The organism is Halogeometricum pallidum JCM 14848, from assembly GCF_000337095.1.
GTDB lineage: Archaea > Halobacteriota > Halobacteria > Halobacteriales > Haloferacaceae > Halogeometricum > Halogeometricum pallidum.
Map to the genome: position 1 here is coordinate 33,203 of NZ_AOIV01000043.1, position 17,564 is coordinate 50,766.

At 69.8% G+C, this 17,564-nt stretch carries 16 protein-coding genes; 11 read left to right on the forward strand and 5 right to left on the reverse strand.

All coding sequences use genetic code 11. From position 1 onward, the window contains the following. Positions 1-160 precede the first annotated feature (160 nt). From C474_RS18930 to C474_RS18945, 4 genes are read left to right on the forward strand one after another with little or no spacing between them, the layout of a single operon-like run. The gene (locus tag C474_RS18930) at positions 161-2,332 is read left to right on the forward strand and encodes a S9 family peptidase (RefSeq protein ID WP_008389705.1); all 2,172 of its coding nucleotides are present in this window, start codon (positions 161-163) and stop codon (positions 2,330-2,332) included. 46 nt (positions 2,333-2,378) lie between these two features. Continuing rightward, positions 2,379-2,909, forward strand: a complete 531-nt coding sequence (locus C474_RS18935) for a macro domain-containing protein (protein ID WP_008389707.1) — start codon at positions 2,379-2,381, stop codon at positions 2,907-2,909. A 41-nt stretch (positions 2,910-2,950) separates the two neighbouring features. Beyond that, a complete protein-coding gene (locus C474_RS18940; protein ID WP_008389708.1) occupies positions 2,951-3,166 on the forward strand; it encodes a hypothetical protein in 216 nt (71 codons plus the stop codon). A gap of 51 nt (positions 3,167-3,217) precedes the next feature. After that, complete coding sequence (locus C474_RS18945) at positions 3,218-4,570, forward strand: acyl-CoA thioesterase/bile acid-CoA:amino acid N-acyltransferase family protein (RefSeq protein WP_008389710.1); 1,353 nt, start codon at positions 3,218-3,220, stop codon at positions 4,568-4,570. A gap of 121 nt (positions 4,571-4,691) precedes the next feature. Here the strand turns inward: C474_RS18945 and C474_RS18950 are convergent, their stop codons facing one another. Continuing rightward, complete coding sequence (locus C474_RS18950; RefSeq protein WP_008389713.1) at positions 4,692-5,720, reverse strand: succinylglutamate desuccinylase/aspartoacylase family protein; 1,029 nt, start codon at positions 5,718-5,720, stop codon at positions 4,692-4,694. Positions 5,721-5,836: 116 nt separating this feature from the next. Between C474_RS18950 and C474_RS18955 the strand changes: the two genes are divergently transcribed. From C474_RS18955 to C474_RS18970, 4 genes are all read left to right on the forward strand, one after another. Further along, on the forward strand, positions 5,837-7,135 hold the full coding sequence (locus tag C474_RS18955) for an oxidoreductase (RefSeq protein WP_008389714.1): 1,299 nt from the start codon (positions 5,837-5,839) through the stop codon (positions 7,133-7,135). A 139-nt stretch (positions 7,136-7,274) separates the two neighbouring features. Next, a complete protein-coding gene (locus C474_RS18960; RefSeq protein ID WP_008389715.1) occupies positions 7,275-7,829 on the forward strand; it encodes a YbhB/YbcL family Raf kinase inhibitor-like protein in 555 nt (184 codons plus the stop codon). A gap of 112 nt (positions 7,830-7,941) precedes the next feature. Beyond that, the gene (locus C474_RS18965; RefSeq protein WP_008389717.1) at positions 7,942-8,319 is read left to right on the forward strand and encodes a winged helix-turn-helix domain-containing protein; all 378 of its coding nucleotides are present in this window, start codon (positions 7,942-7,944) and stop codon (positions 8,317-8,319) included. Next, complete coding sequence (locus tag C474_RS18970; RefSeq protein ID WP_008389719.1) at positions 8,316-8,609, forward strand: DUF7521 family protein; 294 nt, start codon at positions 8,316-8,318, stop codon at positions 8,607-8,609. Before C474_RS18965 ends, C474_RS18970 begins: the two co-directional genes overlap by 4 nt. A 303-nt stretch (positions 8,610-8,912) precedes the next feature. Here the strand turns inward: C474_RS18970 and C474_RS18975 are convergent, their stop codons facing one another. Both C474_RS18975 and C474_RS18985 read right to left on the reverse strand, forming a co-directional pair. Then, positions 8,913-9,479 carry a DoxX family protein gene (locus C474_RS18975; protein WP_008389721.1) on the reverse strand — a complete coding sequence of 189 codons (567 nt, stop codon included), beginning with the start codon at positions 9,477-9,479 and terminating at the stop codon, positions 8,913-8,915. Positions 9,480-10,441: 962 nt separating this feature from the next. Further along, the gene (locus C474_RS18985) at positions 10,442-12,379 is read right to left on the reverse strand and encodes a DEAD/DEAH box helicase (RefSeq protein WP_008389724.1); all 1,938 of its coding nucleotides are present in this window, start codon (positions 12,377-12,379) and stop codon (positions 10,442-10,444) included. Positions 12,380-12,542: 163 nt separating this feature from the next. Here C474_RS18985 and C474_RS18990 point away from each other — a divergent pair, with 163 nt between their 5' ends. Genes C474_RS18990 through C474_RS19000 form a run of 3 tightly spaced genes read left to right on the forward strand, consistent with a single transcriptional unit; the run spans position 12,543 to position 15,843 of the window. Then, positions 12,543-13,991, forward strand: coding sequence for a COG1361 family protein (locus tag C474_RS18990; protein WP_008389726.1), 1,449 nt, complete (start codon positions 12,543-12,545; stop codon positions 13,989-13,991). After that, a complete protein-coding gene (locus tag C474_RS18995) occupies positions 13,988-14,701 on the forward strand; it encodes an ABC transporter ATP-binding protein (protein ID WP_008389728.1) in 714 nt (237 codons plus the stop codon). Before C474_RS18990 ends, C474_RS18995 begins: the two co-directional genes overlap by 4 nt. After that, on the forward strand, positions 14,698-15,843 hold the full coding sequence (locus C474_RS19000; protein WP_008389730.1) for an ABC transporter permease: 1,146 nt from the start codon (positions 14,698-14,700) through the stop codon (positions 15,841-15,843). The genes C474_RS18995 and C474_RS19000 overlap by 4 nt, the downstream gene beginning before the upstream one ends. Before the next feature lie 53 nt (positions 15,844-15,896). Here the strand turns inward: C474_RS19000 and C474_RS19005 are convergent, their stop codons facing one another. Both C474_RS19005 and ribH read right to left on the reverse strand, forming a co-directional pair. Then, positions 15,897-17,045, reverse strand: coding sequence for a pyridoxal phosphate-dependent aminotransferase (locus C474_RS19005; protein ID WP_008389732.1), 1,149 nt, complete (start codon positions 17,043-17,045; stop codon positions 15,897-15,899). After that, the gene (gene ribH, locus C474_RS19010; protein WP_008389733.1) at positions 17,042-17,446 is read right to left on the reverse strand and encodes a 6,7-dimethyl-8-ribityllumazine synthase; all 405 of its coding nucleotides are present in this window, start codon (positions 17,444-17,446) and stop codon (positions 17,042-17,044) included. The genes C474_RS19005 and ribH overlap by 4 nt, the downstream gene beginning before the upstream one ends. Positions 17,447-17,564 lie beyond the last annotated feature (118 nt).

Consider the following 17,564-nt stretch of genomic DNA (forward strand, 5'->3'; position numbering starts at 1 on the left):
GCTATCAGACCCCGTCGAGCGCCGACTCCGCGCCGGCGCGTTCGAGACGTTCGGATGTGGCGCGGTCGGACGCGCTGACTCGGACGCGCCGTCGCCCGACCGCTCGGCTCTCGGCTACCGCTTGCCCAACGTATTTGCGGCGGGACGACGCCGGATGCCTATGGACCCCCTCCCCACCGAGGCGTTCTACGATCTGACCGTCCTCTCGGACGCGGCGCTCTCGCCGTCGGGCGACCGGGCGGCGTTCGTCGCCGCCGAGTCCGACCCCGAAGCGGACGAGCGACTCTCCTCGCTGTTCGTCGTGCCGACCGACGGGTCTCGCGACCCGCACCGACTCACGCGCGTCCCGTCGGCGTCGGCCCCGAAGTGGAGTCCCGACGGCGACCGACTCGCTTTCCTCGCCGCCCGCGAGGAGGACGCGGCGCGGCGGGTCGGGCGCGACCGGGGCGGGGAGGAAGACGGGAGCGACGCCGACGAGGCCGACGGCGCGAACGACGACGAGGAACCGAAGACCCAGGTGTGGGCGTTCGACCTGTCCCTCGGCGGCGACGCCCGGCAGGTGACCGACTTCGAGGAGGGCGCCGCGGAGTTCGACTGGTCGCCCGACAGCGACCGGATGGTCGTCGCCGCGCGCGACCCGACCGACGAGCAACGCGAGTACCTCGACTCGCGGCGCGACGGCGGTCCCGTCGAGACCGAGCGGTTCCAGCACAAACTCGACGGCGTCGGCTACCTCGACGCGGTGACGACGTACCTGTTCGTCGTCGACGCCGAGACGGGCGAGACGGACCGACTCGACGACGCGCGCGGCGGCGGCGCGTTCCACGGGCTGACGGGCATGACGCCCGCGTGGGGGCCGTCGGACCGCATCGCCTACACCGCCTACGAGGGGGACGATGGGGACGACACGTTCGTCCGCGACGTGTACTCGATTCGGCCGGACGGCTCCGGGAAGCGGCGCCACACCGACGGCGCCCTCACGACGACGCTCCCCCGGTGGAGTCCCGGCGGCGACCGACTCGCGTTCGCCGGCGGCGACCCCGAGAACTGGTGCGTTCCGAGGCAGGTGTGCGTCGTCGACGCCGACGACGAGGGCGTCGCCCCCGAGAGCGTCTCGGCGTCGCTGGACCGAACGCTCGCCCGCGGCGCGAAACCCGTCTGGACGGACGACGACACGCTCTACGCCCTCGTCGGCGACGAGGGGAACACGCGCCCCGTTCGACTGACTGCCGACGCGGACGCGCCCGAACGGACGTTCGCCGCGCAGGGCGGGGACCGGTCGTGCCGGGCGCTCGAAATCGCCGGCGGCACCGCCGTCGTCCATCTCTCGCACCCGAGCGAGGGGGCCGACCTGTACGCGTTCGGCCTCGACTCGATAGACGCAGGCACGGGCGACGCCGCGGACGCGGACGACGCGAATCCGACGCGTCTGACCGACCTGAACGCCGAGATTCGGGAGGAGTACGAGATGCCGCGGGTCCGCCGCGTCACCTACGACAGCGACGGCGCGGAGGTTTCGGGTCTCGTCTACGCGCCGCCGTCGTTCGACTTCGACGGGCGCGACGGCGCTGACGGCGACGACGCGGACCCGCTTCCCCTCGTCGTCGCCATCCACGGCGGCCCCGTCTCCTACGACGAACCCGAGTTCCGCTTCGAGCACGCGGCGTTCACCACCCGCGGCTACCTCGTCTTCCGACCGAACTACCGCGGCGGGTCCTCGTTCGGCCGCGAGTTCGCCGAATCGCTCCGCGGCGAGTGGGGAACCGTCGAAGTCGCGGACATCGCCGCCGGCGCGCGGGAACTCGTCTCGCGCGGGTGGGCCGACGGAGAGCGTCTCTTCGGCCACGGCTTCTCCTACGGCGGCATCGCGCAGGGCTACCTCGTGACCCAGTACCCCGACCTCCTCACCGCCGCGGCGCCCGAACACGGTATCTACGACCTCCGGTCGGCCTACGGAACCGACGACAGCCACGTCTGGGCGGAGAACGAGTACGGCGTCCCGTGGGAGAACGCGGAGGCGTACGAGGCGTCCTCGGCCATCACCGACGTCGGCGACCTGCGGACGCCTCTCCTCGTCGTCGCCGGCGGCGAGGACTGGCGCTGCCCGCCCTCGCAGTCCGAGCAGTTGTACGTCAGCGCCAAGCGACGCGGCGTCGAGGCGCGGTTCGTCCTCTACCCCGACGAGCACCACAACATCGGCGACCCGGACCGGGCGGTGCACCGCCTCGACGAGATTCTCTCGTGGTACGAGCGTCACGATCCGGCGTCCGAACGCTCCGGCGACGGCGGGAACGACGCCCCCGAGGACGGCGCCGACGCGAGCGCCGAGTAGCCCGGTCGGCCACAGCGGACTTGAGTGTCGCTCGCAAACCGCCGGTATGGAGTTTCGCGTCGTCCAAGGTGATATCGCACGGCGGTCCGCCGACGCTCTCGTGAACGCCGCCGGCACGAGCCTAGAGATGGGTTCGGGGGTCGCGGGCGCACTCAAACGGCGGGCCGGCCGGGGCCTCAACGACGCGGCGACGGCCCAGGGGTCCGTCGACCTCGGCGCGGTGGCCGTCACGGACGCCTTCGAACTCGACGCCAACTGGGTCATCCACGCCGCCGCGATGCCGCACTACGGCGACGGGCAGGCGACGGACGACAGCATCCGCGAGGCGACGCGGAACGCGCTGGAACGCGCGGACGAACTCGGCTGCGAGTCGCTCGTCATCCCCGCCCTCGGATGCGGGGTCGCCGGGTTCGACCTCGAAGACGGCGCGCGCATCATCTGCGAGACCATCGACGCCTACGACCCGTCGTCGCTCGGCGACGTGCGGTTCGTCGCCTACGACGAGTCGGAGTACGAGACGGTCGAACGCGTCGCCCGTGATGTCCGCGGCGGGACGGACGGCCCCGCCGCCGACTGAACACTGCACCGTTTTTGCGCGTCCGGCCCCTCCCTCCGTCGATGCGCGTTCCGGACGACGCGCCGCCGACGTGTCCCGTCTGCGGCGTCGCCTACGACTCCGTCTCCGAACACGACGCCGGACTGATGGTGAACCTCCTCGACAACGTCGCCTACCGGCGGGTGTGTTTCGACCCCGTGATCCTCGACGGCCGGGCGCACGTCCGCTTCTACCACCACACGCACCGGCGGGTGACGGGCGACGGGAGCGAGGAGTGACCGCACGACTCCGAAGTCACGTTTTTGTGAAACGGCTGCCAACTCGACGGGATGGACGTCGGTCCCGTCCCTGACAGGCGCGCGTACCTCCGCGCGGTCGGCAGCCTCGGCCTCGCCTCGCTGGCAGGATGCGCCGCGGACGGACCCGACCCCGCCGTCACCCTCCCGTCGTCCGCGCTGACCGACGGACCGGTCCGCATCGTCGTCGAGAACCTCGATCCCGGCGCGCCGGTGACGCTCCGCGCCTCCGCCCGCGCCCGCGATGGGGAGGAATGGGCCTCCCACGCGGCGTTCGAACCGAACGCCGACGGCGTCGTCGCCGTCCCGGCGCGGGCGCCTCTCGACGGTACGTACGACCGCGCGGACGCGATGGGTCCCTTCTGGTCGATGCGACCGACGGACGCACCCGCGGACCGTCCGCTCTCGCCGGGTACGCGGTTCACGCCGCCGCAGGGCGCCTACGACGTGACACTCGCCGTCGAACGCGACGGGGAGACGGTCGCAGAGGCGATGACGACTCGACTGCTGTCCGACCCCGACGTCGAATCCCGGCCCATCGGCGACGGACTCGTCGGCCGGTTCTTCGCGCCGCCCGGCGACGACCCCGTCCCGGGCGTCGTCCACCTCCACGGCGCCGGCGGCCGGGCGCACCTCGCCACGGGCCGGCTACTGGCCTCGCGCGGTATCGCGACGCTGACGCTCCGGTACTTCGGCGACCCCGGCCCGATTCCGAACACGCTGGCGGAGGTGCCGGTGGAGTACGTCGAGCGAGCGGTATCGCGGCTCCTCGAATACGACCGGGTGGCCGGTCCGGCCGTCGGCCTGTTCGGGTTCTCTCGCGGCGGATCGCTGGCGCTTCTCGCGGCGAGTCGGAGCGATGCGGTCGGCGCCGTCGTCGGGTGGGTGCCGAGCGGACTCGTCTGGGAGGGACTCGGTTACGGCCGCGGGCCGGCGGGTACCTCGGCGTGGTCCGCCGACGGCGACCCGGTCCCGTATCTCGAACTCGCCGAGGTGGACCCCGGACCCCCGCCGGCGCCCGCGCTTCCGTACTACGAACCGGCGCTGAACGACGCGACCGAGGCGGAACTGGACGCGGCCGCTATCGCCGTCGAGGACGCCGGTGCGCCGGTGTATCTGGTCTCCGCGGCGGACGACCGACGGTGGCCGTCGACGGCGTTCTGCGACCGCGTGATGAGTCGTCTCGACGCCGCGGATTACGCACACGAGTACCGACACGACGGGCACCCGGGTGCGGGACACTACCTCCGACTACCGTACCTCCCGACGCCGGGCATCTCGCGGGACCGCTACAACGTCTACGGCGGGACGCCGGCCGCGAACGCGCGCGCCTCGGCGTCGGCGTGGTCGGAGACGCTGGCGTTCCTGCGGACCGCGCTGGTGTAAGACGGGCGGGAGCGAGCCTCAGGATCACAACCGCTCGGTTCGGAGCGATAAAACGCTCCTTCAGGACCAAGGCCGCTCTCTCCGAACGACCGCGCTCGGTTCGGAGCGATAAAGCGCTCCGTCAGGACCACGGCCGCTCGGAAAACTCCCCGGCCGCTATCTCCCGCTCTATCTCGGTGAGCGTCTTCTTGTCGACGCTCACGAGGTGGCACAGCGGGTGTCCCGGCGCGGCCACGGGGTTCTGGAGGACGCCGATGATGAGCCCCGTGAAAGGGGCGACGACGCTGTGTTCGCGTTTCTTGAAGTGGTCCGAGACGGTGCAGATGGTATCGCCCTCGTAGACGAGGGGCACCTCGCCGTACTGCATCTCCACGAGTCCCCCCGCGTCGGCGCGGAGCCACGCCTTGTCCGAGGCGTTCTCGACGACTCGGGTCCACCCCGGCCATACGACCGGTCGCCCCGGGAGTAGTCCGTACTCCGCGAGGACGCTCTCTACGCCCTCCAAGGCCCGTTCGACGAGCGGAAGCTGAAAGCGGTGCGCCCGGCCCATCTCGACGGTGATGGTCGGGATGCCGTCGCGCGTCGCCACGGTCCGGAGCGACCCCGGGTCCGCCTCCCCGGAGAGGACGAGGTTCGACCCGAACGACCGCGCGAGGCGGTACACCTCGGGTTTCGCGACGTCCGCGCGAACGTGATACATCGTCGTTCGGTTGCGCGTCGACGTGTGGAAGTCGATGCCGACGTCGCACGGGCCGATGAACCGTTCGTATATCTGATTCGCCATCCGCTCGGCCGTGTTCGCGGAGTTCCGCCCCGGGAACGAGCGGTTCAGGTCGAGGTCGTAGATGGGAATGTAACGCTGCTGGGCGAGGTAGCCCGGCACGTTGGCGACGTGGATGCAGACGACGGTGCCGTGCAGAGTCGCCGGGTCGTAGCGCGCGGCCACCTCCTGCAGCACCTTCACGCCGTTCAGTTCGTCGCCGTGGAGAGCGGCGGTCATGAACGCCGTCGGCCCCTCGTGCTCGCCGTTGATGACCGTCACCGGCACCTCGACGGGGTCGCCGAGGTACGTCTCGCTTATCTCGTATCGGAGGTGTCGCTTCTCCCCCGGCGGAACCGAGTCGTACCGGAACGGCTTCGGGTCGCTCATTGAGGCGTCGTCGTCGCGACGGGGTATGAATCTTCACACGATCCGACTAGTCTGTGAGGCGACTCGTCGGTCGCTCCGTCCGCCGTCTCTTTGGTCGTCGCGGGCGAGACGCGGGTATGACTCGGCTCGATTCCCCCTTTCGAATCGGCGACGCGACGGTCCCGAACCGTCTCTACCGCGCACCGCTGTTGGAGTGTGCGGGGAACGGTCCCGGCGCCGTGGACCGCCTCGTCGCCGAGTTGGAACCCGCGGCCGAGGCGGGCGCGGGACTGGTCTGTCAGGGGGCGACCATCGTCCGCGGGGAGGGCGGGTGCGCCGCGCCGGGGATGACCCGCGTCCACGACGACGGGTTCGTCGCGGACCTATCGCGTCTCACCGACGCCGTGCACAACCACGGCGGGCGGATAGCCGTCCAACTCGAACACGGCGGCCTGCGGAGCATGGAGACGTGGCACGCCGGTTTCCGGGAGGACAACCCGGACCTCGAACAACTCGCCGTCTCCGAACCGCCGCGACTCCTCCGCGCGATGGCCGCGACGGGCTTTCTCGACTACGACGCGCGCGTCCTCTCGACCGAGGAGGCGTACGAACTGGCCGCCGACTTCGGGCGCGCGGCGAGGCGGTGCGCCGACGCCGGGTACGACGTGATTCACCTCGCGGGGGCGAACATGGGGATACTCCAGCAGTTCCTCTCGCCGTTCTACAACCGGAGAGCGGACGAGTTCGCCGACGGCGCCCGCTTCCTCGAACTCGTCCACGACGAGATTCGATCGCGGGCGGGCGACGTGCCCCTGATGACGAAGGTACCCGCCGAGACGGCCGCCCCGCCCGTCGTCCGCAGGCGCCTCTCCGCCGACGACGCGGTGGACATCTGCGCCCGCCTCGCAGACCACGGCTACGACGCCGTCGTGCCGGTGACCGCCTCGGTGTTCTGGGACGCGAGCGTCGTCAGGGGCGAGTACCCGGCGCGCGCGTGGTCGGACGACCGGTACCGCGCGGGCTACGAGGCGGCGTTCGGCGGGCGACTCCGCGCCCGACTCGTCGCGTTCGGCAACTGGGTGGAGTCGAAGGCGTACGACTTCGACCCGACGTGGAACGCCGACCTGTGCCGCCGCGTCCGCCGCGCCGTCGACGTGCCGGTGCTCTGCGAGGGCGGGGTTCGCGGCCGGGCGGAGGCGGACCGACTCCTCGGCGGCGCCTGCGACGCCGTCGGGATGGGCCGGCCCTTCTACGCCGAACCGCGCCTGCCGGCGCGACTGCTCGGCGCGGACGATGCGGAGGCGGTCTGCGAGAACTGCAACAACTGCGCCGTCCCGCAGGCGGCGGGCGCGCCCGGCGTCTGCCGAACGCCCCGCGTCCTCCGCGAGGCGGGAAAGTTGCGGCGCGCGGGCGCGTACGAACCCTCAGAGGAGTGATGGCTTCCGCCGACTCGCGTGTCAGTCCCTTGATTTCGGTTCCGTCCCGACCGGCTGACTTATCGAGAGAGGGTAGAGAACGAGCGGTTGACAACTATCCCGTGGCAAACACTTTCGTGTTGGGAAACGTGTTGCCCGTATGGACCGTAGGACCGTCCCTGAGGGGGGACGAACAGTCGTCGCCGACGGGGGAACCGAGCGTCGCCAACTGTCGAACGTCGCGGGTTTGACCGTCGCCTCTCCCGCGTTCGAGCGCGGAGAGGGGCTCCCGGCGCGGTACACCTGCGACGGGGCCGGCGAGTCGCCGCCGCTCTCCATCGCGGGCGTTCCCGAGGAGACCGAATCGCTCGCGCTCGTCGTGGACGACCCCGACGCGCCCGGGCAGAACCCGTTCGTCCACTGGCTCCTGTGGAACGTCCCCGCCGACACGACCGATGTTCCGGCGGGGGTCCCGAAGGACGAAATCGCCCTCGGCGGGGCTCGGCAGGGCCGAAACGACGGCGGCACGCTCGGGTACTTCGCCGCGTGCCCGTCGCGGGGTGACACCCCCCACGAGTACCGAATCACTCTGTACGCGCTGGACCGCGTGCTCGACCTGCACCCCGGCGCCCGGCACGAGCAAGTCTCGCGCGCGATAGACGACGCACTCGTCGAGCGGACGACGCTGACGGCCACGTACCGGCGCGCGGAGTGAGTCGGCGCCGCGACCCCGGTCGGCCGCGTCGACGCCCTGCGCCTGGTTCGTCCCTCGAACGGTGCGGGCGGCATCCGCGAAGGTTATTGTCCCCCACGGACGAGTGCGGCCAATGGCACGCGAACGGTCCGCCGGGGAGTCGGGGGAACTCCTCTCCGTCCTCGACGCCCTAGACGACGCGGACGCCCGAGCCATCATCAGAGCACTAGCAGAACCTATGACGGCAAGCGAACTATCCGACGAGTGTGAAATCCCGCTCTCGACGACGTACCGCAAGTTGGACCTCCTCACCGAGGCCAACCTGCTGACCGAGGGGACGGAGATACGCGCCGACGGGCACCACACGACCACGTACGAGGTGACGTTCGACGAGGTGCGCATCGAACTCTCCGAGGACCGACGACTCCGCGTCGACGTGGTCCAACCCGACCAGTCCCCCGAACGACAGCTCGCCGACATCTGGTCGGCCGTCCGGAGGGAGACGAAGTGAGCCACTTCGCCAACGCGCCGGTGTTGGCCACCGCGCTCATCGCCGTCCAGACGGCCATCCTCGTCCTCGGGGGACTCATCACCTACTTCAGCTTCAAGGCGTACCGCCGGACCGGCGAGTCCTCGCTCCGCGCGCTGACGCTCGGGTTCGGCATCATCACGTTCGGCGCCACCGTCGCGGGCGTCCTCGACGTCGTCTTCGGCCTCGATCTCGTCGTCGGCGTCCTCGTCGACTCGCTGCTCACGCTGTTGGGGTTCGCCATCATCACCTACTCGCTCTACGTCGAGTGACCGGGCTGTGTTCTGATTCCACGAAACCGTCGAACGCGCCGCCGCCCTTTCTCGTCCCCTTCGCACCGCTGTGAACGACGACCGGGCCGCCGGAACGACAGACGAGGACGGACCACGAGCGTCCGACGATAGAAGCGAGGAGCGCTAAAAGCGAGAGTGCGGACTCCGACGCTGAGTACTGCAGGCCGTACAAGAACCTCGAACGGGCGTTCACGGAGTGGACTGCGTTCGCGACGCAGAGACGCTCCGCGGACTATCGAGCGGTACGCCCGAACCGAGGCGAAAAACGAACCCGCCTCGGGTTCACCCGAGGACGTAGTCGAGGGCGGGGTACTTCTCGATGAGGAGCCGTCCGTCGACCTGATAGCGCTCGACGAAGGCGTCGAGGCCGAGGATGCGGCCCGCACCGAAGGCGGCGACGGCGAGGAACACGAGCATGTACGCGAAGTCGCCGTTGATGAGGCCGTGTCCGACCTCCCAGTTTCCGAGGTAGAACATGAACATCATGAGCGCCCCCCAGAACGCCGCGAAGCGGGTCAGGAGGCCGACGATGAGCGCCAGGCCGATGGCGAGTTCACCCCACGGGACGGCGACGTTCACGAACGCCATGAACGCCTCGTTGCCGGCCATGGCGACGAACAGACCCGCCGCGGGCGACCCGTTGGCCACCGTCGCGTTCGCGAGATAGCCCGTCGCGTCGAAGCCGGCGAGAATTTTCGCGACGCCCGAGTAGGCGAAGGCGATACCCATCATGAGGCGAAGCGCGAGGACGAACCAGGCGCTGAGCGAGTGGGCCCGCCCCCTGACGGTCACACCCGCCACCGTGCTCTCGAACGTGTTTGTCGTCCCCGTCTGCGTCGTCGTTGCCATCTTAATTCACCTTACGTTCGGGAAGATGCGACCCGGTCCGATAGATATACCCGCTGGTTCCCACGGCGAAAGAACGACGCACTGCGCCGGGGCCGCGACGAACCGCGCGGACTCCCCGCCCGCGGCGGGAGAGGCCCATTCGAGGTAACACAAGAGATTTATCCGGCGTGAGATTTCGTTTCGATGAGATGTCTGCGCTGCCCCACTCCTCCCCGCGACTCGTCGTCGGCGTCGGGTCGTTGCTCCTCGCGGTCCTCGCCGTCGGCGTCGCCGCGGCGACGCCGGGGTTCCCCGGCGACGTGCTGTCGTGGCCCCGAACGCTCCTCGCCCGACTCCGGGCCGACCTGCCGCGCGGCGACCGGGTGACCGCCGCGTGGGTCGGGATGGCGCTGTGGGCCGTCCTCGTCTCGGCGTTTCACTTCGGCGGCCTCCGGTACGGCGTCTACACGGCGGTGCCGTGGTGGGACCTCCTCACGCACGCGATGGGCGGCCTCGGCGTCGCCGTCCTCCTCGCGTTGACCCACCGCCGGACCGCGGCGGTGACCCGGTCGCCGCTGTGGCTGATTCCGTCGGTCTTCGCCATCGGCGCCGGCTTCGAGGTGTACGAGTTCGTCTTCAAGGACTTCTGGTACGGCTGGTCGGCCGCCTTCTACGTCGAGGATACGGTGATAGACCTCGCGGTGAACACCTCCGGCGCCGTCCTCGTCGCCGCCGCCGTCGCCGGCTATCGGAGTCTCGCCGGGTCGGGGGACGCCAACGCCAACGCGGACGCCGACGACGCCGCGTCGAGCGTCNCCTCCGGCGCCGTCCTCGTCGCCGCCGCCGTCGCCGGCTATCGGAGTCTCGCCGGGTCGGGGGACGCCAACGCCAACGCGGACGCCGACGACGCCGCGTCGAGCGTCGAACCGTCGAAGTAGTTAGTAACCCGAACTCCCGTCGCCGCGGCGTCGCGTCCGACCCCCTCAGAGCCGTTCGCGCACCTCGCGGAACACCGGCAGGTTGGCCTCCACGACGGCGGCGATGGCGTCCGCCGCGCCGAGCAACCACTCGACGCGTTCGAGTCGGGCCTCCAGGTCGCCCGGGCCGATGCGGTAGTTCTCGACGATGGCCTCGACGGACTCTCCCTCGGTCCACTCGCGGACGATGCGCGCGAGTTTCACCGCGCAGAGCCACTCCTCGAAGTCGTCGGTGTCGTTCATCGCCGTCGTGAACTCCGCGGCGTGGCCGCTGGCGAAGCGGTACATCGCCGCTCGCTCCCGGTTGCCGAGGTACGTCCCGTGCATGTCGGGCGTGTCGCAGACGATTTCGAGGGCGGTCAGTTCGGTGACGTTCTCGGGGTCCATCCCCGCCGCCGCCCGCACCCCGTCGACTAACCGGGCGCCCGTCTCCGGCGTGACGTACTGCCGGGAGACGACGCCGCCGAGTTCCGTCGCCGCCAGTTCCGCCTCGCCCTCCCCGTCACCGCCCGCGGCCAGCATCTCCATCCCGACGAGTTCCTCGACGACGCTGCCGACGAGGCGCGTGAGGTCGACGTCGGGCGACTGGTGGGCGAAGAACGTCGCGTCCAGGAGGTCGAGGACGCTCTCTTGGGAATCGGCGAATCCGGAGGCGACGACGCTCAGGACGTGCGTCCGCAGGGCGTCGCGCGCGGCGAGTTTCGACTCGACGGCCTCGGGGCCGGCGGTGACGTAGCGGTCCCACAGTTCGGCGACGGCCGCGTCGTCGTCGCCCTCGGCCAGGAGGACGGCCTCGCCGTAGGGGTCGAGGTGCGGGCGGCCCGCGCGGCCGCACATCTGGTGGACTTCGAGGACGGGGAGCCACGCCATCTCCTCGCCGGTGTAACGCTTCAGGTCGCGGACGACGACGCGGCGCGCGGGGACGTTCACGCCCGCCGCGAGCGTCGGCGTCGCGCAGATGACTTTCAGCGTCCGCTCGCGGAACGCGTTCTCGACGAGGGCGCGGTGGCTGCTTCGGACGCCCGCGTGATGGAACGCGACGCCCGATTCGACGGCGTCGGCGAGGCGCGTCCCCGTCTCCGTCCGCCCGAGTTCCGAGACGGCGTCGGCCAACTCCGGACAGTCGGCGAGCGGTTCCATCGCCAGTCGGCGCGCCAGCGACTCGGCCTCGCGGCGGGAGCGGACGAACGCGAGACACTGCCCGCCGTCGTCGACGGCGTCGGCGACGAGGGCCGCCGTCGCCTCCGTCGCGCCGTCCTCGTTCGGTCCCGGCGCCTCCACGTCGACGGCCAGCGTCGACTCGTCGTCGAACCGCACGTCGCCGTCGGCGTAGACGCCGGTGCGGAGCGAGACGGGCCGCCACGTCGTCTCGACGAGTTCGGCGTCGAGCCAATCGGCGATGTCCTCGGGGTTGTCCACCGTCGCCGAGAGGGCGACTATCTGGAGACCGGGGGCGCGGCGCTGAAGCGTCGCCAGCGTGACTTCGAGCGTCGGCCCGCGGCCGTCCGAGCCGAGGAGGTGCACCTCGTCGACGACGACGCAGGCGAGCGACTCGACCCACGACGCGCCGGTTCGGATGGCCGAATCCACCTTCTCGGCGGTGGCGACGACGATATCGTTCCCCGCGAGGTCCTCGTCCGTCGCGTCGAAGTCGCCCGTCGAGATACCGACGCTCACGCCGGGCAGTTCGGAGAACGTCTCGTACTTCTCGCGCGCGAGGGCGCGGAGCGGAACGATGTACAGGGCGGGTCCGCCGGCCGTGAGCATGGCGAGTTCGGCGATGAAGGTCTTCCCCGAGGCGGTGGGGATGGCGGCGACGAGGCGTGCGCCCTCGGTCACGCCGGCCTCGACGGCGGCGGCCTGCGGCGGATACAACTCCTCGATACCCCCGGACTCGTAGTGCTCCAGTACCGGGCCGGGGAGCGGCAGGTCCCGGACGTGCATTCGTACGGTGCTGGGTCCGTGACCGTATAAAAACTCGCGCCCGCTCGACGGCGTCCCGCCAGCCCCGAACCGGCCATTCGGTCGCGTCCCGGTATCACCGGACGGCGGGACGCTCCGCACGGCACTTTTTTACGCTCCCCGGCGCTCTTTTTACTCAGATTACATGAGCCGAGCAGCCGTCTTCGCTCTCGCCCTCCTCGTGGTGCTGTCGTCGCTCGCCGGAATCGGTCTCGTCGACGCCGAGACGACGGCGTTCATCTCCGAGGCCACGGTGTCGCCCGAGCAACCGGCGCCCGGCGAACAGTTCACCGTCCGGACGACGATTCAGAACAGCCAACAGAGCGACGGCGGGTTCGAGATAACCGACGTGTACGTGCGCCAGCGCGGGTCGACGAAGGACATCGGCCGCGTCGAGGACATCGGGACGCTCCCGCCGGGATCCGACGTCACCGTGCCCCTGACGGCGTCGTTCGACTCCCCCGGCACGCGCGAACTCCGCGTCTACGTCGTCGGTCGAAACCCGGACGACGGAGTCGTCCGCCTGCAGTACCCCGTCGTCGTCACCGTCCGGGAGGGCGGTCCGCAGATAGGTGTCTCCACCGGCGACGCCGTCGTCGGCACGGAGGGGACGGTGCAGGTGACGGCCGCCAACGGGGAGGACGCCGCCGTGCGGAACCTCCGCGTCTCCCTCTCGGGCGACGCCGGCATCGAGGACGACACGCGGGTGCTGGCGACGCTTCCGGGCAACGCGTCGCAGACGTTCAACTTCTCCGTGACGCCGCGGTCGCGGACGACCGAACTGGAGGCGCGGGTCCAGTACACCACCACCTCCGGGAGCACGCGAACCGTCACCGAGACGGTCACGCTCGACGCCGACCCGCTCAGAGAGAGCGTCCAACTGGACGCGAGCGTCGTCGGCGACGGCGCGACCCCCGACGTGGCCGTCGACGTCTCCAATCTCGGGAACGCCCCCCTCGAAGACGCCGTCGTCGAACTCGTTCGCGACGGGAGCGTGCTGTTCCGGCGTCCCGTCGCGGACGTCGCCCCCGACGAGACGCGGACCGCTCGAATCAACGTCTCGAACGTCGAGACGGGTCCGATGGACGTCCGCGTCCGCTACGAAACCGGCGGACGGACCGGCGAGGCGACGACGCGCCTCAACTACTCGGCCAACCCCGGCCGAATCGAACTCACCGGCCTCGACTACGAGACGGAGGAGGGGAAACTCCACGTCTCCGGGACGGCCAGCAACGTCGGACTCGGCGACGTCGACAGCGTCGTCGTCCGCGTCGTCCGCACGGAGAACGTGACGCCCGCCCGCCCCAACCCCGAGTACTTCGTCGGGAGCATCCCGTCGAGCGACTTCTCCTCGTTCGACCTCTACGCCGAGGTGGCTCCGGGGACGGAGACGGTGCCCATCGAGGTGACGTATCTGGCGAACGGCGAGGAGCGGACGACGCGAACCGAACTCGACGTGAGCGACCTGAACGCGCAACCGGCCGAGGGGGACGACGGCGACGGCGGCCTCCCGATGCTTCCGCTCCTCGTCGTGGCCGTGCTGGCGTTCCTCGTTATCGTCGGTATCGCCGGGTACGCGTACTTCCGACGATGACGGCGACGTCCATCATCGAACTCGAAGGCGTCTGGAAGCGGTATCAGAGCGGCACCGAGACGCTCGAAGCCCTGAAGGACGTGAACTTCGCCGCGGAACCGGGGGAGTTCGTCGCCATCATGGGGCCCTCGGGGAGCGGGAAGTCCACGATGCTGAACGTGCTCGGCCTCCTCGACGTCCCCTCCGAGGGCGTCGTCCGCCTCGACGGCAGCGACGTGACCGACCTCTCCGACGAGGAGATGACGACCCAGCGGAAGGACGCCATCGGCTTCATCTTCCAGGACTTCTTTCTCATCCCGACGCTGTCGGCCATCGAGAACGTGGAGGTGCCGACGCTGTTCGGCCGCGACCCGACGGCCCGCGACAGGGGCGTGGAACTGCTCGAACGCGTCGGCCTCGGCGAGCGAATCGAGCACCGACCGGACCAACTCTCCGGCGGGCAGAAACAGCGTGTCGCCATCGCGCGCGCCCTCATCAACGAACCGCGCATCCTCCTGGCGGACGAACCGACGGGGAACCTAGACAGGAAGACGGGCCGGGACGTGCTCGAACTGTTCACCGAACTGAAAGTCGAGGAGGACGTCGCCGTCATCGCCGTCACGCACGACGACCAACTCCGGCAGTACGCCGACCGGGTCGTCAACCTCGTCGACGGCGTGCTGACCGAGGAGGGGAGGCCGGACGAACTGACGGAGGAGTTCGGAACGTGAGCGCTCTCGAACGGCTCTACCGCCGGATACCCGCGCTCCTGATGGCACGCCGGAACCTCTCGCGGAACCGCCTCCGGTCGGGGTTAGCGGCGCTCGGCATCATCATCGGCGTCCTCGCCATCGCCTCGCTCGGCATGTTCGGGACGACGCTGCGGACGGGGGCGACCGAGCAACTCGGCGACATCGGCAACGAGATACAGATCACGCCGAACGCCGAGGAGGGGTTCGAGCGGCTCACCGACCGCGACGTGGCCGACATCAGACGCGTCACCGACGAGGGGACGGTGGTGCCCATCAGGCAGAGGACGGCGACGCTGACGAGGGGGGAAGACAGGACGATAGCCACGGTGTACGGCATCGAGAATCCCGGGGCGCTGTACGAGGCGTCGGACGGGCAGGCGCCCGAACGCCTCCGGCAGGGGGCGCTCGTCGGGTCGTCGCTCGCCGAGCGGTTGGAGCTACAGGTGGGCAACCGCATCACCCTCGACAACGAGTCGTTCCGCGTCGTCGGCATCCTCGAACAGCAGGACGGCATCTCGCTTCTGAACCCGAACGGCGCCGTCATCGTCCCAATCGAGTCGTTCGACGAGTCGGGCTACTCGCAGGTGGTCGTCCGGTCGCCGTCGGGGACGGCGGCGAACGAGACGGCCGTCGCCGTCCGCGAGGAGTTGAACGACCGCGAGGAGAAGGTGACCATCTTCGAGTTGGGCAGCATCACCGAGGGCATCAACCAGTTCTTCGGCATCCTCAACGCCTTCCTCATCGGCATCGGCTCCATCTCCCTGGTCGTCGCGGGCGTGGCCATCCTGAACGTGATGCTGATGAGCACCATCGAGCGCAGACAGGAGATCGGCGTGCTCCGCGCCGTCGGCGTGCAGAAGCTCGACGTGGTGAAGATGATACTCGCCGAGGCGGGACTGCTCGGCTTCGTCGGCGGGTTCTTCGGGGCCATCCTCGCCGTCCTCGCCGGCCTCGTCCTCAATCAGGTGGTGCTGTCGGACCCTCTCCTGACGTTCGCGCCGGTGAACCTGATGTACATCGGACTGGCCGTCGTGTTCGGCATCGTCACCAGCGTCCTGAGCGGGCTCTACCCGGCGTGGAAGGCGGCGTCCGAGCGGCCGGTGGAGTCGCTCAGGAAGTAGCGGCGGCGGGAGGCGAAAGAAAAAGCAAAAAATCGCGTCGAACGGAGACGGTCTCAGATGAGGTCGTGTTCGGCGAGGCGGTCGACGGCCTCGCGCAGTCGCTCCTCGCTGGCGGCGTAGGAGATGCGGGCGTAGCCGGGCGACCCGAACGCCGTACCGGGGACAGTGGCGACGTGGGCCTCCTCGATGGCGCGTTCGCACCACGAGGTGTCGTCGTCGTCCACCGGAATCATCATGTAGAACGCGCCGTCGCCGACGGGCACCTCGACGTCGTGCTCGGCGAACAGGTCCGCGAGCATGTCGCGGCGCTCTCGGAACGCGTCGCGCATCTCCGAGACGGCGTCGTCGGTGTTCGTGATGGCCTCGACGCCCGCGTGCTGGACGAAGTTGACCGCACAGGACACCGAGTGCGAGTGGAGCTTCGCCGCCTGCGAGACGAGGTCCTCGGGCGCGTGCAGGTAGCCGAGGCGCCACCCGGTCATCGAGTACGCCTTCGAGAAGCCGTTTATCGTCACGGTCCGCTCGGCCATCCCCTCCATGGAGGCGAGGCTGGTGAGGTCGGCGTCGTACGTTATCTCCTTGTATATCTCGTCGGAGATGACCGCGATGTCGTGTTCGACCGCCAGGTCGCGGACGCCCTCGAGGGCCGCGTCGGAGTAGACGGCGCCGGTCGGGTTCGACGGCGAGTTGACGACGAGCAGTTCGGTGTCGTCGGAGACGGCCTCGCGCAGGTCGTCCAGCGCGGGTTCGAGTTGGAAGTCGTACGGCGCGAGGTCGACGCGGTTCAGCGAACCGTTCGAGAGCTTCGCCATCGCCTCGTAGGAGACCCACGCGGGGTCGAGGAGGACGACTTCGTCGCCGTCGTCGATGAGCGTCTGGAACGTCTCGAACAGCGCCTGCTTGCCGCCGGGCGTGACGATGACCTCGTCCGCGTCGGCGTCGATGCCGTCGTCTTGAAGCTTCTCCGCGATGGCTTCGCGGAGTTCGCGGATGCCGTTCGAGGAGGTGTACCCGGTGTGGCCGGCGTCCATCGCCTCCTGTCCGGCGTCGACGACGTTCTGCGGCGTCGAGAAGTCCGGTTCGCCGACCGAGAGGTCGACCACGTCGACCCCCTGTTCCTCGAGTTCGCCCGCCTTGTTGCTGATGGCGAGCGTCGCGCTGGGCTCGACCCGCTGTACGCGGGCTGCGAAATCGAAACTCATGCTAGCACCTCCACCATATCGACCGCCGCGTTTACCGCTTCCGCACCTTTCCCGACGCGCTCTCTCGCCTCGGCCCCGCTCTGTCCCGGCCCGCTGACGCCGAACGTGACCGGGGTGTCCCGGTCGAGACTCACGTCCGTCAGCGCCTGCGCCGTCGCGTCGCCGATGACTCGGTCGTGTGCGGTATCGCCGGTGACGATGGCGCCGACGACGACGACGGCGTCGACGCCGTCGCGTCGGGCGAGTCGGTCCGCGGCCAGCGGCGAGTCGTAGACGCCCGGTACGCGGAGAACGTCCGCCACGTCGGCGCCGCGTTCGGCGGCCGCGTCGCGGGCGGCGCCCTCCATCTCGTCGGTGACCGAGGCGTTGAACTCGGTCACCACGAATCCCAGTGCAACCATACCGTTTGGGTTCCACCCTCCGATAAAAGAACTACCGACACGCGCGACCCGAGTTGCCCGTCTCGGCCGCCGATTCGCCGTCGAGCGACCGGACGAGTAAGTGAAACGACCGTATGAG

Bases quoted from the DNA above. Each gene is read 5' to 3' on its own strand.
- C474_RS18935 (WP_008389707.1), top strand. From the start codon at position 2,379: ATGGAGTTTCGCGTCGTCCAAGGTGATATCGCACGGCGGTCCGCCGAC.
- C474_RS18945 (WP_008389710.1), top strand. From the start codon at position 3,218: ATGGACGTCGGTCCCGTCCCTGACAGGCGCGCGTACCTCCGCGCGGTC.
- C474_RS18990 (WP_008389726.1), top strand. From the start codon at position 12,543: ATGAGCCGAGCAGCCGTCTTCGCTCTCGCCCTCCTCGTGGTGCTGTCG.
- C474_RS19005 (WP_008389732.1), bottom strand. From the start codon at position 17,045: ATGAGTTTCGATTTCGCAGCCCGCGTACAGCGGGTCGAGCCCAGCGCG.
- C474_RS18985 (WP_008389724.1), bottom strand. From the start codon at position 12,379: ATGCACGTCCGGGACCTGCCGCTCCCCGGCCCGGTACTGGAGCACTAC.
- C474_RS18955 (WP_008389714.1), top strand. From the start codon at position 5,837: ATGACTCGGCTCGATTCCCCCTTTCGAATCGGCGACGCGACGGTCCCG.
- C474_RS18995 (WP_008389728.1), top strand. From the start codon at position 13,988: ATGACGGCGACGTCCATCATCGAACTCGAAGGCGTCTGGAAGCGGTAT.
- C474_RS18950 (WP_008389713.1), bottom strand. From the start codon at position 5,720: ATGAGCGACCCGAAGCCGTTCCGGTACGACTCGGTTCCGCCGGGGGAG.
- C474_RS18965 (WP_008389717.1), top strand. From the start codon at position 7,942: ATGGCACGCGAACGGTCCGCCGGGGAGTCGGGGGAACTCCTCTCCGTC.
- C474_RS18930 (WP_008389705.1), top strand. From the start codon at position 161: ATGGACCCCCTCCCCACCGAGGCGTTCTACGATCTGACCGTCCTCTCG.
- C474_RS18975 (WP_008389721.1), bottom strand. From the start codon at position 9,479: ATGGCAACGACGACGCAGACGGGGACGACAAACACGTTCGAGAGCACG.
- C474_RS18940 (WP_008389708.1), top strand. From the start codon at position 2,951: ATGCGCGTTCCGGACGACGCGCCGCCGACGTGTCCCGTCTGCGGCGTC.
- ribH (WP_008389733.1), bottom strand. From the start codon at position 17,446: ATGGTTGCACTGGGATTCGTGGTGACCGAGTTCAACGCCTCGGTCACC.
- C474_RS18960 (WP_008389715.1), top strand. From the start codon at position 7,275: ATGGACCGTAGGACCGTCCCTGAGGGGGGACGAACAGTCGTCGCCGAC.